20 protein-coding genes are annotated in these 25,160 nt (G+C 54.7%); 6 read left to right on the plus strand and 14 right to left on the minus strand.

The window, feature by feature from the left end:
• Positions 1-59: 59 nt before the first annotated feature.
• The 13 genes from IT971_RS01000 to IT971_RS01060 all read right to left on the minus strand — a co-directional run bounded on the left by IT971_RS01000 (position 60) and on the right by IT971_RS01060 (position 17,848).
• Positions 60-2,606, minus strand: coding sequence for a DEAD/DEAH box helicase family protein (locus tag IT971_RS01000; RefSeq protein ID WP_063093633.1), 2,547 nt, complete (start codon positions 2,604-2,606; stop codon positions 60-62).
• Positions 2,599-4,182 (minus strand): Eco57I restriction-modification methylase domain-containing protein, encoded by a 1,584-nt coding sequence (locus IT971_RS01005; RefSeq protein ID WP_063093634.1) that lies wholly within the window; start codon positions 4,180-4,182, stop codon positions 2,599-2,601. Before IT971_RS01005 ends, IT971_RS01000 begins: the two co-directional genes overlap by 8 nt.
• Complete coding sequence (locus IT971_RS01010) at positions 4,179-4,862, minus strand: N-6 DNA methylase (protein WP_063093635.1); 684 nt, start codon at positions 4,860-4,862, stop codon at positions 4,179-4,181. Before IT971_RS01010 ends, IT971_RS01005 begins: the two co-directional genes overlap by 4 nt.
• A gap of 19 nt (positions 4,863-4,881) precedes the next feature.
• Complete coding sequence (locus IT971_RS01015) at positions 4,882-5,250, minus strand: type II toxin-antitoxin system RelE/ParE family toxin (protein ID WP_063093636.1); 369 nt, start codon at positions 5,248-5,250, stop codon at positions 4,882-4,884.
• 3 nt (positions 5,251-5,253) lie between these two features.
• Positions 5,254-5,550: a type II toxin-antitoxin system ParD family antitoxin gene (locus tag IT971_RS01020; RefSeq protein ID WP_063093637.1), complete on the minus strand. Its 297-nt coding sequence runs from the start codon at positions 5,548-5,550 to the stop codon at positions 5,254-5,256.
• Between the two features lie 363 nt (positions 5,551-5,913).
• On the minus strand, positions 5,914-7,320 hold the full coding sequence (gene lpdA / locus IT971_RS01025) for a dihydrolipoyl dehydrogenase (RefSeq protein WP_007089208.1): 1,407 nt from the start codon (positions 7,318-7,320) through the stop codon (positions 5,914-5,916).
• A 24-nt stretch (positions 7,321-7,344) separates the two neighbouring features.
• Positions 7,345-8,622, minus strand: a complete 1,278-nt coding sequence (gene odhB, locus IT971_RS01030; protein ID WP_063093638.1) for a 2-oxoglutarate dehydrogenase complex dihydrolipoyllysine-residue succinyltransferase — start codon at positions 8,620-8,622, stop codon at positions 7,345-7,347.
• Positions 8,623-8,727: 105 nt separating this feature from the next.
• On the minus strand, positions 8,728-11,640 hold the full coding sequence (locus tag IT971_RS01035; RefSeq protein WP_063093639.1) for a 2-oxoglutarate dehydrogenase E1 component: 2,913 nt from the start codon (positions 11,638-11,640) through the stop codon (positions 8,728-8,730).
• A 69-nt stretch (positions 11,641-11,709) separates the two neighbouring features.
• Positions 11,710-12,585, minus strand: a complete 876-nt coding sequence (sucD, locus tag IT971_RS01040) for a succinate--CoA ligase subunit alpha (RefSeq protein ID WP_007089205.1) — start codon at positions 12,583-12,585, stop codon at positions 11,710-11,712.
• Positions 12,586-12,587: 2 nt separating this feature from the next.
• The gene (sucC, locus tag IT971_RS01045; RefSeq protein ID WP_223305232.1) at positions 12,588-13,817 is read right to left on the minus strand and encodes an ADP-forming succinate--CoA ligase subunit beta; all 1,230 of its coding nucleotides are present in this window, start codon (positions 13,815-13,817) and stop codon (positions 12,588-12,590) included.
• Between the two features lie 138 nt (positions 13,818-13,955).
• Positions 13,956-14,906, minus strand: a complete 951-nt coding sequence (mdh, locus tag IT971_RS01050) for a malate dehydrogenase (RefSeq protein ID WP_007089203.1) — start codon at positions 14,904-14,906, stop codon at positions 13,956-13,958.
• A 610-nt stretch (positions 14,907-15,516) separates the two neighbouring features.
• On the minus strand, positions 15,517-16,641 hold the full coding sequence (gene zapE, locus IT971_RS01055; protein ID WP_007089201.1) for a cell division protein ZapE: 1,125 nt from the start codon (positions 16,639-16,641) through the stop codon (positions 15,517-15,519).
• A gap of 157 nt (positions 16,642-16,798) precedes the next feature.
• Complete coding sequence (locus IT971_RS01060) at positions 16,799-17,848, minus strand: LacI family DNA-binding transcriptional regulator (RefSeq protein ID WP_063093641.1); 1,050 nt, start codon at positions 17,846-17,848, stop codon at positions 16,799-16,801.
• Between the two features lie 195 nt (positions 17,849-18,043).
• On the opposite strand from IT971_RS01060, the gene IT971_RS01065 reads away from it, so the two are divergent.
• The 6 genes from IT971_RS01065 to IT971_RS01090 all read left to right on the plus strand — a co-directional run bounded on the left by IT971_RS01065 (position 18,044) and on the right by IT971_RS01090 (position 23,912).
• Positions 18,044-19,063 carry a sugar ABC transporter substrate-binding protein gene (locus IT971_RS01065; protein WP_037990451.1) on the plus strand — a complete coding sequence of 340 codons (1,020 nt, stop codon included), beginning with the start codon at positions 18,044-18,046 and terminating at the stop codon, positions 19,061-19,063.
• A 115-nt stretch (positions 19,064-19,178) separates the two neighbouring features.
• Positions 19,179-20,144, plus strand: a complete 966-nt coding sequence (locus IT971_RS01070) for an ABC transporter permease (RefSeq protein ID WP_037990454.1) — start codon at positions 19,179-19,181, stop codon at positions 20,142-20,144.
• A gap of 93 nt (positions 20,145-20,237) precedes the next feature.
• Complete coding sequence (locus IT971_RS01075) at positions 20,238-20,939, plus strand: ATP-binding cassette domain-containing protein (protein ID WP_371734406.1); 702 nt, start codon at positions 20,238-20,240, stop codon at positions 20,937-20,939.
• A complete protein-coding gene (locus tag IT971_RS01080) occupies positions 20,939-21,913 on the plus strand; it encodes an ABC transporter permease (RefSeq protein ID WP_037990456.1) in 975 nt (324 codons plus the stop codon). The genes IT971_RS01075 and IT971_RS01080 overlap by 1 nt, the downstream gene beginning before the upstream one ends.
• Before the next feature lie 23 nt (positions 21,914-21,936).
• The gene (gene iolG, locus IT971_RS01085) at positions 21,937-22,935 is read left to right on the plus strand and encodes an inositol 2-dehydrogenase (RefSeq protein ID WP_196871101.1); all 999 of its coding nucleotides are present in this window, start codon (positions 21,937-21,939) and stop codon (positions 22,933-22,935) included.
• A gap of 14 nt (positions 22,936-22,949) precedes the next feature.
• Entirely contained in the window at positions 22,950-23,912 is a 963-nt protein-coding gene (locus tag IT971_RS01090) for a sugar phosphate isomerase/epimerase (protein WP_063093642.1), read from the plus strand.
• A gap of 139 nt (positions 23,913-24,051) precedes the next feature.
• Here IT971_RS01090 and IT971_RS01095 read toward each other — a convergent pair whose 3' ends face one another.
• Positions 24,052-25,041, minus strand: coding sequence for a zinc transporter ZntB (locus tag IT971_RS01095; RefSeq protein ID WP_063093643.1), 990 nt, complete (start codon positions 25,039-25,041; stop codon positions 24,052-24,054).
• Positions 25,042-25,160: the final 119 nt, after the last annotated feature.

Here is a 25,160-nt window from a genome sequence, read left to right on the forward strand (position 1 = left end):
GACCGAGTCCGATAACCCAAGCCTTTGTCACACCCGCAGCAAAGCCTGATACATTGCTGTTACTCCCGAGCGACCACCGTGTCGTAAAGTCCGTAGTGCGACAGGCCCTCATGACTTTCAATACCGGTGTAACGCAGCGACGCATCCTCATAGCGGCGGAATGCAAAGACGGCTTCGTTCATACGCTCGGTGTTAAAAACCTTAAGGCGGACGAGCAGATGAAAGTCGGCAACCGTCAGACCTGTAACGGCGTGAAACAGGTCCGGTTCCAGTTTGGTGATCACGTCCCGGAGTGTATTTTCCCGGAAGTCCGTCAGATACATGAAGGCAGGAATTCTTGTCGCGAATTTTATCAGCTTTTCCTGAACGAGCTTCCGTTTTGATTTGTATTCCTTTTCCTCGTCCGTCAGTTCTTTCTTTTCTTTGGGGGATAATTTGCCATCCTGTGCTTTGGCCTTGTCCTTGAGACCTTTGACTTTGTCGCTCTTGTTGATGATGGTTTCGATGATGTTATCACCCAGCGCACGCCAACCCTCAATGCGTTCAACTGCGGACATCGCTTCGGGAGTATCCATGATCCGGCGCAAGGTATCGTTGTCCACGTTGACCAGCAGCGAGCTTTCCCACTTGCGCGCCAGCAATGTTGCCGACGTGCCTGCCATCGCGATGTCGAGAATACCTCCTGCGTCGATTTGGGTCATGTTCGCGCCGTCGTAGGCCAGCACCGGCAGGAAGGATACAAGATCCTTTACGGCATTTTCCGGGTTCGGTTCATTGGGTGAAAGGCCTATCCCGTATTCCGAAAGCTGCCGCAAGGCGCGCGTTGGCGCAAAGTCGAAGACGAAACAGACGGGTTTCAGGATTTCCTCTTCGTTCGGGTTGTCGCCGTTCGGGTTCTTGATGGACCAAGGCGACTGGACCCTGAACGCCGCCTGAAAATAGGTTTCTGGTGACTTCAGATTGCGAAGCATCAGAATGGATGTCCATTGTTTCACCGTAACTCCCGTGGTGAGCTTGCCGCACGAGAGGGTAACTGTCTTGGTGTCGAACCCGCTTCCAATTGCCGCGCGCACGGGCGGCAGCGCGTCAAGACCGATGCCTGCCGACGCACCGGCGGCAACGACGATATCGTATTCGCGCCAAAAGGTGTTGTGCTTCTCAGTAAGGAGTTTTGCCATTGCATGGCACGCCGCCACATTGGGCAGAAACCAGAAGGAATGCTGCAGATAGGGCAGCAGGCGAACGTCTGAATATGGGAAGGGAGGCCGGGTGCCTGTCTTAAGGCTATCAACAGCTTTTGCTGCGTACTGTCCCCGGATGATGTCCAGCCACTTTTGCACGTCGTTTTTGTGCTTGAACTGCGCCGCGTCGCCTGTGCCGTTGGCAGCAAAAAACTCGTTGAGATCGAACTCGTCGAATTCACCTGCGCTCGCGACTGCTACAAGTTCGTCGGGCATCTGGTAGGTCAACAGACGCATTTGCGGCAGTGCGCCATAAGGGTTCCATTCGTCAGGGTTCTTGGCGGCAAAATCGGCCTTGGCGCGCTGTTCGTCTGTATAGGTCCAGTTGAAGATTTGTTCTTCAATAAACTCACCCGTCGCCAGCGCCTTGAACGGCGTGCCGGAGAGATAAAGATAGGCCTTGGTGGTGATGGGAAGGAACTCGGTTTCCTTCTGCGACAGAACGTTCAGGTCCTCGTTCACCCCATCCAGATCGGCAGCGTATTCAAGCTTGGTTTCTTTTTTAAAGACCGTTTCTTCTTCGCCCTCGAACAGTTCCTTGGCGGTCTCGCGCCACGCGCCGAAATGATATTCATCAAACACCACGAGGTCCCAGTTTTCCTTATGGAGCCATGCGTTTTTCGCCTTGATGTTTCCAGCCGTGTCACGACCCAGCAGGTCCTGAAAAGAACCGAAATAAACAACAGGCTTGTTGCGATCAATCTGTGTCGGGTCGCCGCCCGATGATTTTGATAGGTATTGCCAACCGTCAAAATCCACATGGCTTTCAAGGTCGGTCTGCCATGCATCCTCGACTGCAGGTTTGAAGGTGACGACCAGAACCCGCTTTGCGCCAAGCTTTTTGGCCAGTTGGTAGGAGGTAAACGTCTTGCCAAAGCGCATTTTCGCGTTCCAGAGGAATCGCGGAACCGCGTGCATGTCTTCGGCCCAACGGGAATGAAAATAGGCATGCGTGACGTTAACCGCTTCTGCCTGTTCCCGACGCATGTGGAATGTTTGATGATGCGTTCCGCTGAATTTCTGTCCTGAGCGCAGTTCGGCAAGCACAGTACGCACGTCCGCGGCTGTGCACTGCATCCATTCCAGTTCAGTGTTTTTGAAACCCTTCCTGACCAGAGCGGTGCGTACTTCGTGGTCGCTAAACACGGTTCCGTCGTCACGCTCCGCCGGTTCGTCCAGTTCGATCTGATAGTTCTTTATGGCGGCGGTCTTGACCTGCTCAGCTATGCGCAGTTTGACATCGCGTGCTGTTTGTCCGACCTTGAGAAGACCAGTGTGTGCTTCATCCGCAATCGAATAAGCGTAGATGCGTGGTCGGGCTTTAGGTTTGGGGGCGAGGATTTCCGCAATGGTGGGCTTATTCATTTTCACTGTCGTCAATGTTCATCACTCTGACTTGAGATTCAATATAGGCCTGTTCTTCCTCGTTAATGTCGTATTTCTGATACAACTCTTCATCGGTCCAATTCCGATCCCAAGTCTGCATTGGTACCCATGTATAAGTGCCGTGGGTTGCATGCTGGGTAATTTTCCGAACAGAAACAAGAAAACGGAAGAACCGCGTTGTGTAGTAAGATTGAATGCTTTTTGCGGCTTCCAGTGATTCAACGTAAAAAAACAAAAATGATTGTGTGCATACGGATGGAGACGGAGCAATCAATGGTTTGCCCAATATCTGGTGTGGAATAGCATCTCCTCCATTGAACGCTTGTGGGACGAGTACTTTCCAATAGTCTGTCAGATGTTTGCTTTTGGTTACATCCCCTCTGTCTATATAACCAATGCCTCGCTTCATTTTTCGAATGAAGTAGAGTGGCACATCACCGGGCCGTTTAGTTTTATGAAAACCGTCAAAATTCGATGTCCAGCCGAATTCTTTGTCACGGGCAAGGATGTTGTTGATGGATGGTTCCGACATTGCCCGAACTTTGTGTAGAATCGAAACTGCTCGAGCGTCTCGAACGAATATATCATATTCACCAAGATTTCTTAGAACGGGACCTATCGCTTCTCCGCCCCTCATGGTTGTTACCTTGCAATCTCCGTCATGGGATGCATCCCAGAGGAAATAGCAAACGCCAGCTTTCACTTCGACACCGGGGAAAACATCATTTGCCGCAGGGAAGTCGATAAGCTCACGTATACTACGATCCTTAAGCATTGCTTGGCGAAACTCTGTAAGGCCTAGCCCCGAAGCCATCCACCGAGATGGGATAACCATTGTCAAATATCTTGGCTGAAGGGCCTTGGCTTGTTCAACAAAGCGTTGGTAGATGGGAACGTCGCGTGTTCCGCCATCGGACCCGAGTTGGTACGGGGGGTTTCCGATAATAACGTCAAATTGCATTTTGTCTCCAAACAGCTCTACAACCCGAGCTTCGATGTCGGTGGTATGAATGAATGCATAAGCATGGGTTTCCATACCATCTTCGCGGTCGTAACTAGATTGGCTAGCCTTGCAAAAAACACACCTGCCATTGAACCAGTCATGATTAGTGCGCTCGAACCAGATATTGCCTGCATGGGTGTCGAAGCTTTTTGCGACAGAATGCTCGCCATTCGCATGTTTTGAACAATAGAGGCTACGACGTGCGAGCAAGCTGGTAAGATGGGTGATGCCGATTCCGAAAACCTGTTTTGTCAGAATATGATCTACACGCTCTTGCAGGTCAGAAATTTCGGTAGCGAGGCCTTGAGTAAGACGATTGGTAATTTCACGCAAGAAAACCCCAGATTTTGTGCAAGGGTCCAAAAATTTTACCGATTTGTCAGCCCAGAGGTTCGCGCCGTTGTGGTCAGCTGCCCATGCTTCGGCCAAGGTGTCGAGCATCCGGTTGGCAAATTCGGGAGGTGTGAATACCTCGTCGTTAGACAGGTTCGCGATGCAGGTCAGTACATCCGGGTTTCTACCACGCAAGGAAAAACTGGCTTGCAGACTCATTTCGCTTCCTCCGGTACATTTTCGTAGGCAGCTGCCAGTGTGTTCACTGTCATTGTTGGGTAGGTCCTGATCGGTTTGAAGATTTCATGTTTGCCAAGATGAGCGAACAGCGAGCCTTCGGCGCTGAAAGCCGATGATCCGGTGAGAACATCGAGGCGGAAATCCCGCCGCTGGAACTTGCCTTTGCCGAGATAGCCCCATTCGGCGAATGAAATTGGTTCTCCATCATGCGTTTTCATGGTCAGTGCATCGCCCTGAACAAGGTTGACTGACAGTACCACCAATGCAGCACGGTAGAGGTTATCCGACGGATTCAGTTTGAGATAATCTGCAAAAATTTCAATGAGGTTGGCGCGGCATTCGATCATGTTGTCGGCCAGAAGTTCGATGCCATAGATGCACATTAGCCCGAGAAGCGCATAGTGGCGCTTTTCAAAATCGGATTTTCCGAACTTGATTTCGACGGCGGCAAGCTTCCGCTGCAGGACGTGGACCAGAAAATTACCGCTACCACAGGCAGGTTCCAGAAAGCGGGAGTCGATACGTTCGGACTCATCCTTAACAAGGTCGAGCATTGCCTCAACCATCCAAGCGGGCGTAAATACTTCGCCGTGGTCCGCGACGCGCTCTCTTGATCGGATCAATCGCTGGGCTGCTTTTTGCTCGTTCAGTTGGGCCATTGTCGTCTCTTTTTCTCGTTCATGCCTTTTGGTCCTGAGCGGCGTCCAAGTAGCGGCTTGGTTCCATCCGGTCATGCAGGACGCGGATGATGTCGACCCTGCCGGGTTCGGTGGTGCGGTAGAAGATCACATGCACCGGATTGCCGACCGGGGTAGTGTTGCTTTCGGTGCGGCTGTGGCGGATATGGAAGCTGCGCATATCGGGGTGTAATTCCGGGCGGGCGGCGGTGGCGCCGCCTTCGGGGTTTTGGGCGATGCGGCGCAGAGCGGCAAGAAGCAGGGCGGCGTAACGGTTGCGTGCGTCCTGCCCGTGCCGGTGCGTACTTTCATCAAGAAGGGCGTTGATATCGGCTTTGGCCGATGCCGTAAGCCGGTATTGTGCTGCCACGGATCAGGCTCCGGCGGTTTTGCCATTGGTTTTGTCAGTGGTTTTCTCGGGGGGAGCGAGCCAGCCTTCGAGGCTTGCGTCGTCCATATCCTCGTAATTGCCGTTTTCAAGATCGGCAATGCCGGTATCGATGCTTTTGCGCAGCAGTTCGAGCTTCAGCTCGTCCTCTTTCCAGCGTTGCTGCAAGCCGCGCACGGCGTCGCGCATCGCTTCGCTGGCATTCTGGTATTTTCCGGCCCGGACCATCTTTTCAACGAAAGCGTCCTGATCATCGGTCAGATTGACATTTCGGGTTGGCATGTCGGAGCTCCTTCTGATCGGCGAATTCTATCGTCATTGGCAAAGATTGCCAATGGGTGTTTGCGCTCGTGTCGCGCGGATGATGGACCGGGCCGAAGAAGTTTCCTTTTTCGTCTTTCGGTGGGGTTGGGGGTGCCGGGTTCGCGTAGGGGGCGTCTATCGACGGACCGGGCTTGCCGCACGGTTGTCTGGATTCCCGCCTGCGCGGGAATGACGTTGGGGAAGTTGCGGGGGACGGTTAAGAGGGCGGGCTGGCAAAGGGTGGTGCGGGTTTAGGCGGGTGGGGAGCCTGAAATCCGCGTAAAACAAAACGGCCGCCCCATTGGAGCGGCCGTTTCACGGATCGGGTTGCCCTGATCAGGATTACATATGGATCGCGCGTTTGTCGGCGTCCAGGGCGGCTTCCTTGACGGATTCGCCAAGGGCCGGGTGGGCGTGGCAGGTGCGCGCGATGTCTTCGGCAGAGGCGCCGTATTCCATCGCCAGCACAACCTCGGCAATCAGATCGCCAGCCGCCGGGCCGACAATATGTGCGCCGACGACGCGGTGGGTTTTCTTGTCTTCGAGGATTTTGACAAACCCCTCGGTGCTTTCCATTGCCTTGGCGCGACCGTTGGCAGTGAAGGGGAATTTGCCGACCTTGTAGTCGACGCCTTCTTCCTTGAGCTGCTCTTCGGTTTTGCCAACGGCGGCAACTTCGGGCCAGGTGTAGACAACACCCGGGACCTTGCCGTAATCGACATGGCCTTCTTCGCCAGCGAGCATTTCGGCCAGCGCAACACCGTCTTCCTCGGCCTTGTGGGCCAGCATCGGACCGATGATGGCGTCCCCAATGGCAAAGATGCCCTGCACGTTGGTCTGGAAATGTTCGTCGGTCTTGACGCGACCGCGATCATCAAGTTCGACGCCGACCTTATCAAGGCCAAGGCCCTTGACGAACGGACGGCGGCCAATGGCGACCAGAACGACGTCGGCCTTGACTTCCTCGGCATCGCCGCCCTTGGACGGTTCAACCGTGAGCGTCACGCCAGACTTGCCGGTTTTCGCACCGGTTACCTTGTGGCCCAGTTTGAATTCAAGGCCCTGTTTGGCAAAGATGCGCTGGGTCTGTTTGACCAGTTCGCCGTCCATGCCCGGCAGGATACGATCAAGATATTCGATCACGGTGACTTCGGAACCAAGCCGACGCCAGACCGAACCGAGTTCGAGACCGATCACGCCCGCCCCGATGACAACCATCTTTTTCGGCACTTTCGGGAGCACCAGACCACCGGTCGAGGAGACGATGTTTTTCTCGTCGATCTCGACACCCGGCAGCGGGGTGACTTCCGAACCCGTGGCGATCACGATGTTCTTGGCATTCAGGGTTTCTTCGCCGCCGTCCAGAAGGGCAACCTTGACCGAGGTGGGCGAGGTGATTTCGCCAGCACCCTTGACATAGGTGACCTTGTTCTTCTTGAACAGGAATTCAATGCCCTTGACATTGCTGTCAACGACCTTGTCCTTGCGGGCCATCATCTTTTCGAGATTGACCTTCGGCTTGGAGACTTCGATGCCATGGGTATCGAAATGTTCCGTCGCTTCCTCGAACAGGTGGGAGGAATGAAGCAGGGCCTTGGACGGGATGCAGCCCACATTGAGGCAGGTCCCGCCAAGGGTGCCGCGTTTTTCAACGCAGGCAACCTTGAGACCAAGCTGTGCGGCGCGGATGGCGCAAACATAACCGCCAGGACCGCCACCGATCACGACAACGTCGTAGTTCTCAGCCATGAGTTCTTTGATCCTTTTGTCTGATCAGATGTCGAGCAGGATGCGTTCCGGGTTCTCGATGCATTCCTTGACGCGTACCAGGAAGGAAACGGCTTCGCGGCCGTCAATGATACGGTGGTCATAGGACAGTGCGAGATACATCATCGGACGGATTTCGACCTTGCCGTCGATCGCGACCGGGCGCATCTGGGTTTTGTGCATGCCGAGGATACCGGACTGCGGCGCATTCAGGATCGGGGATGACAGAAGGGAGCCAAACACGCCACCATTCGAAATGGTGAACGAGCCGCCGGTCATTTCATCCATGCCCAGTTTGCCGTCACGTGCGCGTTTGCCGAAATCGACAATCGTGCTTTCGAGGTCGGCAAAACTTTTCTTTTCAGCCGAACGGATCACCGGAACAACCAGACCCTGCGGGGTACCAACGGCAACGCCGATATCGCAGTAGTTTTTATAGATGAAGCTGTTGCCATCAATCTCGGCATTGACCGCCGGCCATTCATTAAGCGCCGTGGTGCAGGCCTTGATGAAGAAGGACATGAAGCCGAGCTTCACACCGTGTTTCTTTTCAAAGCCGTCCTTGTACTGATTACGGCAGGCCAGAAGGTTGGTCATGTCCACTTCGTTATAAGTGGTCAGCATGGCCGCGGTGTTCTGGGCTTCTTTGAGGCGGCGCGCGATGGTCTGGCGCAGCTTGGACATCTTGACGCGTTCTTCGCCTTCGCGCAGTTCGCGTTCGGGCTTCGGTGCAGCAGGTGCCGCCGGAGCAGCAGCAGCAGCGCGCGGCGCCGATCCACCATTTTCGAGGAAGTTCAGAACGTCGCCCTTGGTCAGACGGCCGTCTTTGCCCGATGCCGGAATTTTCGATGGGTCGAGATTTTTGTCTTCGACCAGTTTGCGAACGGCAGGCGGCAGCGGATGATCGGCATTGGCCGAGGTCGAAGCCGCCGGTGCGCTTGCTGCCGGGGCAGCCGCCGGTTTGGCTTCTTCTTTTTTCGGCTCTTCTTTTTTAGATTCTTCCTTGGCTTCGGCTTTTTCTTCCTTGGCCGGAGCAGCGCCTTCGGCACCTTCCTTGATCATGGCGATCAGGGCGCCGACTTCGACTTCGTCACCTTCCTGGGCGACCAGTTCGGCAATCGCGCCGGCGACCGGTGCGTTGACTTCGACGGTGACCTTGTCGGTTTCAAGTTCGACAATCGGTTCATCGGCTGCAACTGCATCACCGACTTTTTTGTACCATTTCGCAATTGTTGCTTCGGTAACAGACTCGCCCAGCGTGGGAACTTTAACTTCAGTCGCCATTTTTTCCTCGACCGTTTTTTCAATCAGACAGTTTGGGCCTGCCCGAATACGAATGAATTCTGAATGTGCGGGTCGGACGGGCGGTTTCCCGCCCGTCCGATAAAGTTATTTTACGCTCAGCGCGGCATCGACCAGTTCGGCCTGTTCGCGCAGGTGAGCCTTGAGCAAGCCCGTTGCCGGGGACGCGGCAGCCTTGCGACCGACATAGATCGGGCGACCGGCCTTGTGTTTGATTTCAGACAGCACGCCTTCGATACGACGATCGACGAAGTACCAAGACCCCATGTTTTCGGGTTCTTCCTGACACCAGACCACGTCGGCATTGGGATATTTGGCAAGTTCTTCTGCCAGTTCCTTGGCCGGCCACGGATAGAGCTGTTCGACGCGCACCAGGGCAACATCGTCAATCCCGCGGTTTTCGCGTTCAGCCAGCAGATCGTAATAGACCTTGCCCGCCGACAGGACGACGCGTTTGACCTTTTTGGCATCGGTCAGTTTGCCGGTTTCGCTGATCACTGATTTGAAGACGGTCCCCGGTCCGAATTCGGACAGCGGCGAGACCGCCTGTTTGTGACGCAGAAGCGATTTCGGCGTCATCAGGATCAGAGGCTTGCGGAACGAACGGCGGATCTGGCGGCGCAGGATGTGGTAATAGTTTGCAGGGGTCGTGACGTTGGCCACCTGCATGTTGTTTTCACCACAAAGCTGCAGATACCGTTCCAGACGAGCGGAACTGTGTTCCGGGCCCTGACCTTCGTAACCGTGCGGCAACAGCATCACCAGACCCGACATGCGCAGCCATTTGGCTTCGCCCGAGCTGATGAACTGGTCAATGATGACCTGTGCACCGTTGGCAAAATCACCGAACTGGGCTTCCCACAGAACCAGCGAATGCGGTTCGGCAAGGGTGATGCCATATTCGAAGCCCAGAACACCGGCTTCGGACAGGGGCGAGTTGAGGACTTCAAGCTCGGCCTGGCCGGTACGGATGTTGTTGAGCGGGGTGTATTTTGCCTCGTTGGTCTGATCGACCAGTTTTGCGTGACGCTGCGAGAAGGTGCCGCGCTGGCAATCCTGACCGGACAGACGCACCGGTGTGCCTTCGCACATCAGGGTGCCGAATGCGAGGGCTTCACCGGTTGCCCAGTCGATGCCTTCGCCGGTTTCGAACATCTTGGCCTTGGCCTTGAGCTGGCGCAGGATTTTCTTGTTGATGTCATAGTCGCTGGGCGGGGTCGAAAGTGCCCGGCCAACTTCCTGCAACAAGTCGTTTTCCACACCGGTCTGACCGGTCCAGTCCGCATCTTCGCCGTGCGAGGAGGCGAGGCCCGACCATTTGCCTTCGAGCCAGTCTGCCTTGTTCGGGCGATAGGCTTCGGAGGCCTTGAATTCGTCGTCAAGGTGGTTCTGGAATTTCTGATCCAGTTCCTTGACGCGTTCTTCGGTCAGAAGACCTTCCTTGACCAGCTTCTGGGCGTAGATGTCCTTGGTGGTCGGGTGTTTGCCGATCACGTCATACATCTTGGGCTGGGTGAAGGCCGGTTCGTCGCTTTCATTGTGGCCAAAGCGGCGATAGCAGAACATGTCGATGACAACGTCCTGTTTGAATTCCTGACGGAATTCGGTCGCGATGCGTGCGGCGTGAACCACGGCTTCTGGGTCGTCACCATTGACATGGATGATCGGCGCCTGAACGACCTTGGCAATATCCGAGCAGTAAGGCGAAGAACGGCTATCGGACGGCTTGGTGGTGAAACCGATCTGGTTGTTGACGACAAAGTGGATCGTACCGCCGGTACGATAGCCTTTGAGGTGCGACAGATCGAAGGTTTCAGCGACAAGACCCTGACCGGCAAAGGCCGCATCCCCGTGAAGGAGGATACCCATGACCTGTTCGCGTGCGGTGTCCTTGCGCTGTGCCTGTTTGGCGCGGACCTTGCCCAGAACGACGGTGTTTACCGCTTCGAGGTGGGACGGGTTCGCGGTCAGCGACAGGTGAACAACGTTACCGTCAAATTCGCGGTCAGCGGACGTCCCAAGGTGATATTTGACGTCACCAGAGCCCATCACGTCGTCCGGCTTGGACGGGTTGCCCATGAATTCCGAGAAGATCGCCTGGAACGGTTTGTTGAGCACATTGGCCAGAACGTTCAGACGACCACGGTGCGGCATGCCGAACACGACCTCGCGGATGCCAAGCTGGCTGCCGCGTTTGAGGATCTGTTCAAGGGCCGGCATCAGGGCTTCGCCACCGTCGATGCCGAAACGCTTGGTGCCGACATATTTGGTGTGCAGATAGTTTTCGAAACCTTCGGCTTCGACCAGACGTTCAAGGATGGCTTCCTTGCCGCGTGCGGTAAACTGTGTCTGGTTGCCGATGCTTTCGACGCGCTGCTGAATCCAGGATTTCTGTTCGGGTTCCTGGATATGCATGAATTCGATGCCGATCGAGCCGCAATAGGTTTTGCGGGCCAACGATACGATCTGACGAACGGTCGCGGTTTCAAGGCCAAGAACATTGGCGATGTAGATCGGACGATCCATGTCGGCTTCGGTGAAGCCATAGGTTTTCGGATCGAGTTCCGGGTGTGGATCGCGCGGGGCAAGGCCCAGCGGATCAAGATTCGCTTCGAGATGGCCGCGCACGCGATAGGAGCGGATCAGCATCAGGGCGCGAATCGAATCATGTGCCGCGGCACGGATGGCGTCGGAGCTGACCGGCGCGGTCTGTTGTGCGGCGTGGGCCGCCGGTGCGTAACCGCCATTGGCGGGACGTTCGGCGTGGCCCTGTGAGACGTCGTAACCTTCCATACCGCCAACAACCTTGGTTTCCCGCGGCTGCCAGCTGGGTCCCTGCATTTCGGCAAGGAGATCGGAGGCGTCGTCCTGCAACCCGTCAAAAAACTCGGCCCAGCTCTGATCAACCGCAGTTGGGTTGCTCTGATACCGGGCATAAAGTTCAGCGATGTAGGTTGCGTTCGACTCGTTCAGAATCGTGTCGATATCTTGAGGTTTCATTTGTGGTCTTGGAAGGCATGGTCCCGAAAGAGACCACGCCTCCCCCTGCCTTTCCTCTGACTACCCTGATTACCCGTTCAAAGCCTTGAGCATGGTCGAGCCAAGGCTTGCCGGGGAATCGGCAACAAGAATACCAGCGCTGCGCATTGCTTCCATTTTCGCATCCGCAGTGCCCTTACCGCCGGAGATGATCGCACCGGCATGGCCCATGCGTTTACCCGGAGGTGCGGTGACACCGGCAATGAAGCCGGCAACCGGCTTTTTGACTTTGGAAGCCTGCAGGAATTCACATGCTTCTTCTTCGGCGGAACCACCGATTTCACCGATCATGATGATGCCCTGGGTTTCAGGGTCATTCAGGAACAGTTCAAGGCAATCGATGAAGTTGGTGCCGTTGACCGGGTCACCACCGATACCGATACAGGTCGACTGACCCAGCCCTGCGGCGGTGGTCTGTGCGACTGCTTCGTAGGTCAGCGTACCGGAACGTGAAACGATACCGATTTTGCCGCGACGGTGAATGTGGCCCGGCATGATGCCGATCTTGCATTCGTCGGGCGTGATGACACCCGGGCAGTTCGGACCGACCAGACGGGTTTTCGAACCCGAAAGGGCGCGCTTGACGCGAACCATGTCGGCAACCGGAATGCCTTCGGTGATGCAGACAGCCAGTTCGACCTTGGCGTCGATGGCTTCAAGGATCGCATCAGCCGCGAAGGGCGGCGGAACATAGATCACCGATGCATTGGCACCGGTCACATGGACCGCTTCGTCAACGGTGTTGAAGACCGGCAGGTCAAGGTGCTTGGTGCCGCCTTTACCCGGGGTCACGCCGCCAACCATTTTGGTGCCATAGGCAATTGCCTGTTCGCTGTGGAAGGTACCCTGCGAACCGGTGAAACCCTGGCAGATAACTTTGGTGTTTTTATCGACGAGAACAGCCATAGTTACGCGGCCTCCTTCACAGCTTTGACCACCTTTTCGGCGGCATCGGCAAGGTTATCGGCCGAAACAATCGGCAGACCCGATTCTTCGAGGATTTTCTTGCCAAGTTCGACATTCGTACCTTCGAGGCGAACGACCAGCGGAACGTTCAGGCTGACTTCGCGGGCTGCTGCCACAACGCCGTCTGCGATCACGTCACAGCGCATGATACCGCCAAAGATGTTGACCAGGATGCCTTCGACATTCGGATCAGACAGGATCAGCTTGAAGGCCGTGGTCACGCGTTCCTTGGTGGCACCGCCGCCAACGTCAAGGAAGTTTGCCGGTGCGCCGCCATAAAGCTTGATGATGTCCATGGTTGCCATGGCAAGGCCTGCGCCGTTGACCATGCAGCCGATGGTGCCGTCGAGCTTGATGTAGTTGAGGCTGTGTTTTGCAGCTTCGAGCTCGGCCGGGTTTTCTTCGTCTTCGTCGCGCAGTTCTTCGATGTCGGGATGACGGAACAGCGCGTTGTCGTCGAAGTTCATTTTGCAATCAAGCGCGATGATGTCGCCATCACCGGTAACGACCAGCGGGTTGATTTCAACCATGGCGGCATCGGTTTCGAGGAAGCAGTTATACATGGCGGTCATGAATTTGACGGCCTTGGAAACCTGTTTGCCTTCGAGGCCCAGTGCGAATGCGAGTTTACGGCCATGGAAGCCCGAGAAACCGGCAGCCGGATCGATGTCAACGGTGACGATCTTTTCCGGGGTTGCTTCGGCAACTTCTTCGATGTCCATGCCGCCTTCGGTGGAGGCCATGAAGATCACGCGCGAAGTGGCACGGTCAACAAGCAGCGAAAGATAAAGTTCGCGTGCGATGTCGCAGCCTTCTTCGATATAGACGCGTTTGACTTCCTTGCCATCCGGGCCGGTCTGGTGGGTGACCAGGGTCGCGCCGAGCATCTGGCCGGCATTGGTGCCGACTTCCTCGACGCTTTTGACGACGCGAACGCCGCCCTTATCGCCAGCGGTTGCTTCCTTGAAGGTGCCTTTACCGCGGCCGCCTGCATGGATCTGTGATTTCACCACGTAAACCGGGCCAGCCAGGGACTGGGCCGCTTCGGTGGCTTCCGCAGCGGTGTATGCAACCTTGCCGTTCGGCACGGTCACACCGTATTTGCGAAGAATTTCTTTCGCCTGGTACTCATGAATATTCATGTTCGGTCGCTTTCTTGCCTTCCGTACGATTTCCTGTGGGTCAGAAATCGTGGTTTCAATGTCCCTGCTTCATAACGGGACGTTGTTGCGAGGCCCGCGTTCATTGACGTTATAATAACGACAATGAATGAAAAACGGGCCGGTCACTGACCAGCCCGCTTCGCGATCTTAGAGCATGCCCTTGGCAGCTTCGACGAGGCCGCGAACTGCGTTCACGGAGTTGTCGAAGTTTGCCTTTTCGGACTCGTCGAGGTTGATTTCGACGATGCGTTCAACACCGCCAGCGCCCAGAACGACCGGGACGCCGACATACAGGCCGTCAACGCCGTATTCGCCGCTAAGGTAAGCAGCAACCGGCATGACGCGTTTCTGGTCTTTGAGGTAGCTTTCGGCCATCGCGATTGCCGAAGCAGCCGGGGCGTAGAAAGCGGAACCGGTTTTCAGAAGAGCGACGATCTCAGCGCCACCGTCACGGGTGCGCTGAACGATCTGGTCGATCTTTTCCTGGGTGGTCCAGCCCATTTTGATCAGGTCGGGAACCGGGATACCGGCAACGGTCGAATAACGGATCGACGGGACCATGGTATCGCCGTGACCGCCCAGAACGAAGGCGGTGACATCCTTGACCGATACATTGAATTCTTCGGCGAGGAAGTAACGGAAGCGGGCAGAGTCCAGAACGCCAGCCATGCCGACAACTTTTTTCGGATCGAAGCCGGTTGCCTGCTGCATCACCCAGACCATCGCATCAAGCGGGTTGGTGATGACGATGACGAATGCGTCCGGGGCATGTTCCTTGATGCCCTGACCAACCTGGGTCATGACCTTGGTATTGATGCCGATGAGGTCATCACGGCTCATACCGGGTTTGCGGGCCACACCGGCAGTCACGATAACGACATCAGCGCCTGCGATGTCCTTATAGTCACTGGTGCCCTTGAGGTCGGCATCAAACATGTCGACGGGGGAGGATTCAGCAATGTCGAGAGACTTGCCCTGTGGCATGCCATCAACGATGTCGAAAAGGACGACGTCGCCAAGCTCTTTCAGGCCGACGAGGTGGGCCAGAGTACCACCAATATTGCCGGCACCGACGAGCGCGATCTTGTTGCGGGCCATTCCGTTACCTTCTTCCCTATTGCGCTTCCGAGGCGTCGAAACTCAACTTGGGAGCGCGATTGAAAATTTAAACCTGCGAACGCGAAAGAATCGTTCGTAAACACCGAGTGTCGTAAACTGATTCGGCCGCTTTTACAAGGGGAAACGCCGCTGTTTTCACGAGGAAAACCGCCGGTTCCCGGTTTGTTGCAACTATTGTCTAAACGCTTAAAAACCAATCATGTTGCAGATGCGAATAATTGCAAATCGGCAGCAAAACCAAAGCCTGTTTGCGCCTTGGCGCTGCCTAAAGGAAAGGCAGGTCGCGCTTTTGCCGCGAATTGATGCGCATGATCTTATCTTCTGACGTCCAGCCTTGCAGGAAACGGCCATCTGCCATGCGGCAGGCGGTGCATGAGGAAATCGTGCTTCAGGCAGATTCTGCATTTTTGCAAAGACAAATGCACGCCAGACGCAAGAATCGGCATGCCAACCCGTACCTGCTGGTGATTTTTTGTGCCATCATTGAACCCGTGCGGGTGGAGTCGTTTTTGAGGGGTTCAAATTCGCCCGGACCGCAGGGGTGTCAGATGGGGCATCAAATGGGGCATCAAATGGGGCATCAGACCGATCAGGTCAGATGCGGCATGTCGAGATATTCCTGGCTGCGCATTTCGGTCATGCGTGACACGGTGCGCTGAAATTCAAACGAATAATCGCCGTCGGTATAGATTTCCGACGGATCGCATTCAATCGCACAGATCAGCTTGGTTTTATGTTCATACATCGCATCGATCAGGGTTCCGAACCGTTTGGCCCAGTCGCGGCGCGAGTCCGGCAGTTTCGGGATCAGGTCAATGACGATGGTATGGAAATGGGTGGCAATCGCGATGTAATCGCCCGGTCCGAGCGGCTTGGTGCAGAGCTCGTCAAAGGTAAAGCGCGCCACACCGGCCCCGGCGGCGGAAATTTCGATCTTGCGGCCCTTGTTGGTCAGGCTGTCGGGGGCGACGCGCGCACCTTCGGTGACGGTTGCGAACATCTCGTCAATTTTCGCTTTCGCATCGGGACCTGCCGGGAACAGGAAGACATCGGCCGCCGTCAGATTGCGCATGCGGTAATCGGTGGGGCTTGCGAGTTCGAGCACATCAAGTTTCTGTTTGATCATGTCGATGAAGGGCAGGAAGTTCTGACGTTGCAGGCCGTCCTTGTAAAGATCATCGGGCATGCGGTTGGACGTTGTGACAATCACCACGCCATGATCAAAAAGCTGTTCGAACAGGCGGCCCAGAATCATCGCATCGGTGATGTCGGTGACCTGCATTTCATCAAAACACAGAAGCCACGCATCATTGGCCAGATCCTTGGCAATTGGCGGGATCGGGTCGGCATCGTCCTTTGATTTGGTTTTGCGGAAACGGTGCATGCGATCATGCACGTCCTGCATGAAATCGTGGAAATGCACCCGGCGTTTGCGATCCACGGCAACGGTTTCGTAAAACAGGTCCATCAGCATCGATTTGCCGCGCCCGACTTCGCCGTAAATATAAAGGCCCTGCGGCGGTTCGGGTTCTTCGCGGCGGCGCGTCAGGCCAAACCGTTCGCGCCAGCCGCCCGACCCGGTATGCGGTTCGTAATGGTTCAGCGCCTTGAACAGGCTTTGCAGTTTTTCGGCACAGAGTTCCTGCATGGGATCATGGGACAGTTCGCCCGCGGTGATTTTCGCGCGGTAACGTGAAAGCGGGCCGTCGGTCATCAAGGATCTCGTCATGCAGTGAAAAGGAAAAAGGAACAGAAGGGCAATGTCATAGCGCCAAGCTGCTTTGCAATGCAACAAGGCTGTGTCGCATGGCTGGGACCTGGCCCCAGTTTGCGCGATGTGCAGAAGTGTCCCGTGCCGCAAAAGATGACATTCAGAAGCAGTTATATTTCGTGAAAATGCGAACCGGCATTGACGGAATGTTGGGAAGATCCTGTTTTTTGAGGCTTGCACGCAAGCATTCGATACTGAAGCTGATTTCCCGATCCAGATCGTGGCCGATTACAAAATCCATTCCACCTGTTTCGAGGAGGATTCTGGAGTTACTGTTAAGTTCGTGGCCAATAAACGTTACTTCGCCACTAAGCCCCTCATCACGTATAGCTTCCGCGATCCCCGTATTGCCGCCTGCGACATTATAAATGCCGCCAGGGGGGCCGTGATCACGAATATAATTTCGGACGTTCCTGTAGGAATATTCGAAATCATCATTGCTGCTGACGCGCTCTTCTACCGTCAGGGAGGGGTACTCTGAGCGAAGAACCCGTCTGAAGCCCAGTTCACGTTCTTCCTGGCAACGATACGGGGCGCTAATGACAAGCAAAACTCTGTTATTCGATGAGCTGATTGATGTTCCCATCAGACAAGCTGCCGTCGAGCCGGCCCCGGTTTGATCGTTGCCGATATAGGCTACTCGCCGGGAATTCGGCAGATCGGTTGTGACACATACGACCGGCACACCACGTGCTGTTACGGCGCGAACAGCTCTATTGATTGTTAAATCCTCACGAGCGACCAGAACCAGGCCATCGATATCCTGTGAGATTCGCTCGATCTGTTGGGCAAACTGTACGGGTTTAACTTCTGTCGTCAGTACGGAATGGAATGAAAGTTCGAGGTTGGGGTAAGCCGCCTGATAGGCATTAACGCCCTCTTTTAGGGATTGATTGAATGCTGCGCCAGAGTCCGAGAGAAACGCAATTTTCAAGCAGGATGCGGCGTCGGTTGAGCTTTCAATCGTCAGGGATGAGAAGGCATCAAGCACCCGTTTGCGCGTAACTTCGCGCACGCCGGGTCTTTCATTTAGAACCCGGTCAACAGTTGCCGTACTGCAGCCCGAAGCGCGTGCGATTTCGGTGATCGTGGGGGATCGCCAATTGCCTCGTTCATCAAAAATGTCGGTCGCATCAATTTTATCAGCCATTTGATGGATTATTCCTGAAACTAACATCACGTCAATGTGAATATCGATTCGATACAGCGTGGGACCAATTATCGGCTCTATTTTGATGTGATTTCAATCAAAATTGAGTGATTTTCCGATTATTTGATTTTTAAAGATGTGTTTTGATGTCTTCGTTATCCATCAATAAAAATCAAATATCGGGAGGATACCAACATGAAAAAGGTTATAAATGCGCTGGCAGCGTGTGCCATGCTGGCAATGGCAGCACCGCAAACAGCAACGGCCCAAGAGTCCGAAAACAACTATCGCTTTGTTATGGTGTCGCATATCGGATCAAATGATCCGAATATGAAATGGCTGACGCTCTCGCTTGAGGAGTTCGAGAAAAAGTATCCGAACGTCAAAACGGAATATATCTCGACCAATAACTACTCGGTTCAGGAGCATGTGCGACTGCTTGAGCAGGCAATTGCCACGAAGCCGGACGGCATCGCGGTGCCCATTGTCAGTACCGATGCGTTTGAAGTGCCACTGCGCAAAGCAATTGAACAGGGCATCCCGGTTGTTGCTTTCAACATTCCGGACCCCCGCCCGGAAGGCGAACGTATTCCCTATCTTACCTATGTCGGTGGCGATGAATATCTTACCGGCAAGAAGCTGGGCGAATATGCGCTTTCCCGAGCCGACCTGCCGGCCCCCAAACGCGTAGTTTGCGCAACTCATGACTCCGCCCATCAGGGGCTGAAGGCCCGTTGTGCCGGCATGAAGGATGCCATGGAGGCCGCCGGGGCAGAGTTTGAGGAGCTGTTTATTTCCGCAGAGCCAGCGACTGCACGCAATACCTTGCAGTCATATCTTCAGGCCAACCCTGACACCAACTACATTTTCACTGTTGCAAGCTGGTCTGCTCCCTGGGCCTGGGGTGTTGCAAACGATATGGGGCTTTCTCCTGATGTCGATGACAAGGGCGTGACCATCATTACGGTGGATGCGAGCCCGGTTGCATTGGCTGGTATTAAGGCGGGGCATGTTCTGGCGACCAACAGTCAGGGCTTCTGGTTGCAGGGCTATGCGCCAATGGAATGGCTCTATTGGAAGCATGAACTGGGGTATGAGCCGCAGTCTGATATCCTGACCGGCCCGATCGTTGTCGACATCGAGAACATTGATCACTGGGAAGGCTTGGTACGCAATATTTTCGGCGATGCGTACGACGAACAGAACACCTGGTAACCGAGCATGATAGCACCGGACCGAAACTGCCAGCTCGTGCCGTTTCGGTCCGGATGATGCCCGATACGTGTGTTCGAATGTCCAGCCACAGGTAATGTGCCGAAAGTAAGTTTCCATGTTTTTTCCGACCTCTCTTTCTCGCGGTGCCGGTTTTGGTGCTGTCGTCGGTGTCGCGTTAATGCTGTCCGTCTTTACGGTCATTGATTTTGACGGCTGGTGGACAGTTCAGACCGTCACCAACGTGCTGCACTTTGCCTCGATATTGGGATTGATCGCGATGGGCCAGGCATTGGTCATCATGTCCAAGGAAATCGATCTGTCTGTTGGATCGGTTTATGGCCTTGCGGGTATCGCCTTCATCACATTGCAACCCGGCCTCGGTGTTCCAGGCGCAATTGTTGCGGCACTTCTGATTTCGGCATTGATCGGTTTTCTTCAGGCAATGGCCGTACTGAAAGGCGCCCTGCCGTCGATGATTGTCACGCTGGGTGGTTTGTTTACTGTCCGCGGGATCATTTATGTCTGGACGGGCGGTTCTGTCCGCGCATTTCCGGAAGAAGCCAGATCACATTGGATCACCCGAATGCTGGGTGGGGAGTTTCTGGGGCTTGAAGCCTCGCTTTTCTGGCTGCTTGTGCTTCTTGCAATTCTAAGCGTTCTGCTATGGAGAACGAAGTTCGGGAACCATTTGCTGGCGGCTGGCGGTGATCTCGACAGCGCCAAATCCCAAGGTGTTCAAACAGACAGGACCAAAACGATCGCCTTTGTGATCTGTTCGCTGCTTGCCGGTTTTGCCGGGATTGTGACCCTTGCAGACCGTCCTCAAACCCATGTCACACTCGGAGAATTGCTGGAACTGGAGGCAATCGCCGCAGCCGTTATTGGCGGCTGTCTTCTATCGGGGGGACGCGGGTCCTTGCTTGGTGCCGTTCTTGGCGCGCTGATCGTTGTGAGTTTCCGATATGAGCTGATTGCGCTGGGCGCGCCGTCCTCGTGGTTCATGACCTTTGTCGGGATCGTTTTGATTATCGCCGTCATTTTCAACCAGAAACTGGCGCGCGCGGCCGGACATAGTCTGTGACCGGGAAGGAGGAAACAATGAAACAAACAAACACCCCTTATCCAGATCAAGAATCTGGACCTTCATTTCGGTGCTTTTCACGCACTTAAAAATGTGTCCGTAGACTTTCATGCAGGGGAATTGGTGGGGCTTGTCGGGGACAATGGTGCGGGTAAAACCACATTGATCCGTGTCCTTTGCGGTATCCACACCCCTTCTGCCGGTGAAGTTTATTTCGATGGAACCCGTGTGAAGACGTTTCATCCAAAACTGGCCATAGATCAGGGAATTGAAACAATCCAGCAGTCCGTCGGGCTTTGCGACAACCTGTCCATTGCGCGCAACTTTTATCTTGGGCGAGAGCCTGTGAAACGGTTCTGCGGTTTGCCGCTGCTTGATTTTGCGAAGATGCGCGAGATGAGCGGCAGAGTGATAAGGCAATTCGGTCTTCGTGAAAATGTCTCGGTTGATGATGAGGTCGAACGCCTGTCAGGTGGGGAACGTCAGTCGGTCAAAATTGGCCGGGCGGTGGAATTCAAGAACCGTGTTGTGATCATGGATGAGCCGACAAACCATCTTTCGGTCCGCGAACGCGAGCATGTCAACGAACTGGCGCTTCAATTGCGCGATCAAGGGTTGTTGGTGATCTATATCACCCACGACATCTTTCAGGTCCACAGGCTGGCTGATCGCATCGTGATTATGGAGAACGGCGAAAAAATAGAAGACGCATCCACTGAGACAATGTCTGCCGAGGCACTGGAGGAAGTCATTCGCCAGGGCGGGCGCATTGTCGAAAAACGGGATGCGGTCTGATGCTGAAGAGCGAAATCAAACGTCTCGTAAGGCGTCATACCGAGATCGGTATTCTGGTCATTTCCCTGTGTCTGGTGTTGCTGTTTACCCTTACGTCCGAGGGACGATGGGCCAATGCCTATAATATTGGCACCATTCTTCAGGTAACTGCCACGTTGGGGTTGATGACGCTTGGCGTTGCGCTGGTGATCGGAACGGGTGAGATCGATATTTCGGTGGGATCAACCTTTGGCATAGGTGCCCTGATTTATCTGTGGTTTGCCGTGCGCATTGATCCTGTCTTTGCCGCGCTTCTTGCCATCGGCGCAGGTGCTTTGATCGGGGCCTTCAATGGCATTTTGGTAACCCGTACCAAAACCCCGTCGCTGATCATCACGCTTGGTTCTCTGATGATCTTCAGGGGGCTGGCAATTGCGCTGACAGACGGATTTTCATTCTCGGTCCCTTACAAGGAGCGGGATGGATTTTCGTACTCCGTTCTTGGGGGAACCGAGTTCCTAGGCATCAATACCGGGTTCTACTGGTTGGTGGCCGGACTGGCAGTTTTGCTGATTGCTCTGAAAATGACGCCTTGGGGTAATCGGCTTCTGGCTGTCGGGGGCTCCGCCGCCAGCGCACATTCGCGCGGTGTTCGTGTCGAACGCATAAAACTCTCGGCTTTTATTGTTTGTGGTGTGCTTGCCGCCTTTGCCGGGACCCTCGAGGCCAGCAAGCTTGGCTTCGCCGATGGCTCTATGGGCCGATTGATGGAGCTTCAGGCAATTGCGGCCTGCGTGCTTGGCGGATGTGTTCTTGCTGGTGGTCGCATATCCCTGCCCGGAGCTGTTTTGGGCGCGTTCGTGTTGTCTTCGGTTCAATCCTATCTCGTGGTGACCGGTGTTCGCCCGCAATGGTTCATTTTGCTTCTTGGCCTGATTGTTGTTTTTGCAGCACTGGGCGACCGAACACTGCGCCGTTGGTCTTTGAAAAACTAATCTCAACTCGGAAATCTAAAAACATGACGGACAAAATTTATAATATTGCGCTTTTGGGCGCAGGCCGAATTGGACAGGTGCATGCGGCAAATATCGCCGCCCATCCCCTATCAAGGTTGTCCACCGTCGTGGACCCGCAGGAAGGGATTGCCCGGCAACTTGCAGAAGCTTACGGGGCCTCGGTACGTTCTTTGGAAGATGCCCTGTCGAGCAGCGATATTGATGCAATCGTAATCGCCTCGGCTACCAGCACGCATGCGGATTTAATTGAACGCGGGATACGCGCGGGCAAAGCAGTGTTTTGCGAAAAACCGGTTGATCTGTCCATCAGTCGCGTGAATGCCACGCTTGAGGCGATCAAAGGACAGGAAAACAGGCTCTTTGTCGCATTTAATCGCAGGTTTGATCCGGCAGTCGCTGAATTGAAACGCCGGCTTGATGCGGGGGTGATTGGTGACCTGGAACTGGTCACCGTTGTTTCAAAGGATCCGGGTGCGTTGCCCATCGATTATATCAAAGTATCGGGTGGTATGTTCCGCGATATGACAATTCACGATTTCGATATGGCACGCTTCATTCTGGGCGAAGAGCCGGTACGTGTGACTGCTCTGGCATCGACGCTAACGGATCCGGCTATCAAGGCGGAGGGTGACATTGATACGGCATCTGTAACCCTGCAGACAGCCAGCGGTAAAATTGCCGTCATCACCAATTCGCGGCGTGCGTCCTTTGGATACGACCAACGTGTCGAGGCCCACGGTTCGCTTGGTACCTTGCGCACGGAGAATGTCCCCAAAACCATGCTTGTGCAGGAACGTGAGGACGGCGTTACACGTGAAAAGCCACTGTTCTTTTTCCTTGAGCGGTATGCGGAATCCTATGCCGAAGAATGGAAAGAATTTGTCCGTGTTCTGAAGGGTGAAGTTGCGCCGGCACCATCCGGTGAAGATGGCCGCAAAGCTTTGCTGCTTGCCGAGGCGGCCTATCAGTCTCTTGAAACCGGTCGCACCATTGCGCTTTGAATGAGGATACAAAAATGAAAATCGGGATCGTGTCAGACTCTTTGTCCAATCAACCGTTTGAAACGGCGCTGGATACAATCGCGGGAATGGGAATAGAAGGTGTTGAAATCAACACGGGCAACTGGTCGTCCGCGCCACATATAGATTTGGACGCGATGCTGGCGAGTTCTGACGCACGCAAACGATTCATGAACGCGATTACCAGTCGTGGTTTGAGTCTCATTGCGTTGAACTGCAACGGCAATCAATTGCACCCAACGGACGGACAACGCCAATCATCCGTGGTCGAGAAGACAATCAGGCTCGCCTCTGAACTGGAGTGCAATAAAGTTTGCCTGATGTCTGGTCTTCCGGCCGGGGCTCCGACGGACAAGACCCCGAACTGGATTATTTCCGCATGGCCACCGGAAACGAGTGAAATACTTGCATGGCAGTGGAATGAGGTTTTGCTGCCGTACTGGCGTAAACTTGTCGACAATGGCATGGAGCTTGGTATCGACAATTTCGCAATCGAACTTCACGGAAATCAGCTGGTGTATAATGTGCCAACCCTTTTGCGGTTACGTGATGCAGTTGGCAAATCGGTTGGCGCGAACCTTGATCCGAGTCATCTGATGTGGATGGGGGCTGATGCGCTGCAGGCTGTATCCGCACTCGGGGATGCCATTCATCATGTCCATGCCAAGGATACCTGGATCAATCCCGACAAGGCCGCAACAATTTCACGGCTAGATACCGGACCGATGATCGATGTCGCCGAGCGCGCATGGTCCTATATCACCATCGGTTATGGCCACGGTGAAAGCTGGTGGCGAGAGTTTTGCTACAGGTTGCGGCTTGTCGGGTACGACGGTTGGCTGTCAATCGAACATGAAGATCCCGTGCTGTCATGTGCGGAAGGGGTTCAGCGTTCGGTGAATGTATTGAAATCAGCCGCACCAGAGAAAGTAAGTGATTTTTCTCTTCAGCCTATCTGATGCTCCGCCTCCCTTAGAGCATTAACTCTCCCCTCGCATGGCTTTTTCCTTTTGGGGTCAATTTGCTGTGTGGGGGGAGCTTTCTTTGAGCGCTTGTCAGTGATTCCCTTGTTTATCGGGGGCGGTATTTAAAGAAAGGTCAGATCAGGCGCATCTTTTTAAACAGCCAGATTTCAAACAGGACAATCCCGGCCAGAATGATCGACACGCCCAGAAAGCCAAACGGGCTTTCGGCGGCGGGAATTCCGCCGACATTGATGCCCAGAAGCCCGGTCACGAAACTGATCGGCAGGAACAGACCGGCGATCACGGTCAGCCAGTACATGGTGCGGTTCATGCGTTCGGTTTCCAGCGCCATCATGTTTTCATTGACGATCTGGATGCGTTCGCGAAGGGAGTCAAATTCTTCGACCAGGCGGATGGTTTTATCGGTCAGCGTGCGCGCGCGACGTTTATAGCGTTTATCAAGCCAGCCGGTTTTATGTTCGACATATTGCGCCAGCGCATCGCGTTGCGGGGACAGGTGGCGGCGCAGACGCAAAAGCTGATTGCGGACATCCGAACAGCGCCGACGCAGCGGCAGGGTTTTGTTTTCAGGCGTGCCTTCCTGATCGTCTTCGATGGTGTCGACTTCGTCTTCGAGGCCAAGCACGACATTATCGACGCGAAATACCAGCCGTTCGGCGACGGTGAGGACGAAATCATCGGGATTGCGCGGCGCGTTATTCTGCGCAATCGCGGCCCGGATATCATCAAATGCCTTCAGCGACCGGTTGCGCAGCGTAATCACCAGATTGCCCGATACCCAGAAGCGGGCCGAAATCATATCGGCGGGATCATTTTCGGCGTTCAGATTGACGCCCCGCAAATTCATCGAATAGCCATGATCATAAAAGAAGACCGATGGCCGGGTGCCGCGCGTGGACAGGTTATCGGCGATGGTGGGGTCAAGTCCGACAATGTCGATCAGCCAGCGCCGGACACCATCGGCCATCCAGTCGAGATGCACCCAGAGAAATTCATGTTCACCGGTTTGGGGAAGGTTTTTGCTGATGTCCTGCCATTCAAGGGGCGTTCCGTTGCCGTCGCTATCGAGTTTGAAAGCATTGATCAGGGCGGATGAAGGCATGTGGGGCTCCGTCTGGTGCTTGAAGACAGGTTGGGGCCGATCCGGGAACGAAACGGGACGTGATTCGTTATCGCCGACAGTGTAACCTGTTTGCAAATCAGGAAAAACGGGTTTTGGGC

This window comes from Thalassospira sp. B30-1 (genome assembly GCF_015767575.1).
Lineage (GTDB): Bacteria > Pseudomonadota > Alphaproteobacteria > Rhodospirillales > Thalassospiraceae > Thalassospira > Thalassospira xiamenensis.

Bases quoted from the DNA above. Each gene is read 5' to 3' on its own strand.
- IT971_RS01095 (WP_063093643.1), bottom strand. From the start codon at position 25,041: ATGCCTTCATCCGCCCTGATCAATGCTTTCAAACTCGATAGCGACGGC.
- IT971_RS01035 (WP_063093639.1), bottom strand. From the start codon at position 11,640: ATGAAACCTCAAGATATCGACACGATTCTGAACGAGTCGAACGCAACC.
- IT971_RS01065 (WP_037990451.1), top strand. From the start codon at position 18,044: ATGAAAAAGGTTATAAATGCGCTGGCAGCGTGTGCCATGCTGGCAATG.
- iolG (WP_196871101.1), top strand. From the start codon at position 21,937: ATGACGGACAAAATTTATAATATTGCGCTTTTGGGCGCAGGCCGAATT.
- zapE (WP_007089201.1), bottom strand. From the start codon at position 16,641: ATGACCGACGGCCCGCTTTCACGTTACCGCGCGAAAATCACCGCGGGC.
- lpdA (WP_007089208.1), bottom strand. From the start codon at position 7,320: ATGGCTGAGAACTACGACGTTGTCGTGATCGGTGGCGGTCCTGGCGGT.
- IT971_RS01060 (WP_063093641.1), bottom strand. From the start codon at position 17,848: ATGGCTGATAAAATTGATGCGACCGACATTTTTGATGAACGAGGCAAT.
- sucD (WP_007089205.1), bottom strand. From the start codon at position 12,585: ATGGCTGTTCTCGTCGATAAAAACACCAAAGTTATCTGCCAGGGTTTC.
- IT971_RS01090 (WP_063093642.1), top strand. From the start codon at position 22,950: ATGAAAATCGGGATCGTGTCAGACTCTTTGTCCAATCAACCGTTTGAA.
- IT971_RS01080 (WP_037990456.1), top strand. From the start codon at position 20,939: ATGCTGAAGAGCGAAATCAAACGTCTCGTAAGGCGTCATACCGAGATC.
- IT971_RS01005 (WP_063093634.1), bottom strand. From the start codon at position 4,182: ATGAGTCTGCAAGCCAGTTTTTCCTTGCGTGGTAGAAACCCGGATGTA.
- IT971_RS01020 (WP_063093637.1), bottom strand. From the start codon at position 5,550: ATGCCAACCCGAAATGTCAATCTGACCGATGATCAGGACGCTTTCGTT.
- odhB (WP_063093638.1), bottom strand. From the start codon at position 8,622: ATGGCGACTGAAGTTAAAGTTCCCACGCTGGGCGAGTCTGTTACCGAA.
- mdh (WP_007089203.1), bottom strand. From the start codon at position 14,906: ATGGCCCGCAACAAGATCGCGCTCGTCGGTGCCGGCAATATTGGTGGT.
- IT971_RS01010 (WP_063093635.1), bottom strand. From the start codon at position 4,862: ATGGCCCAACTGAACGAGCAAAAAGCAGCCCAGCGATTGATCCGATCA.
- IT971_RS01000 (WP_063093633.1), bottom strand. From the start codon at position 2,606: ATGAATAAGCCCACCATTGCGGAAATCCTCGCCCCCAAACCTAAAGCC.
- IT971_RS01070 (WP_037990454.1), top strand. From the start codon at position 19,179: ATGTTTTTTCCGACCTCTCTTTCTCGCGGTGCCGGTTTTGGTGCTGTC.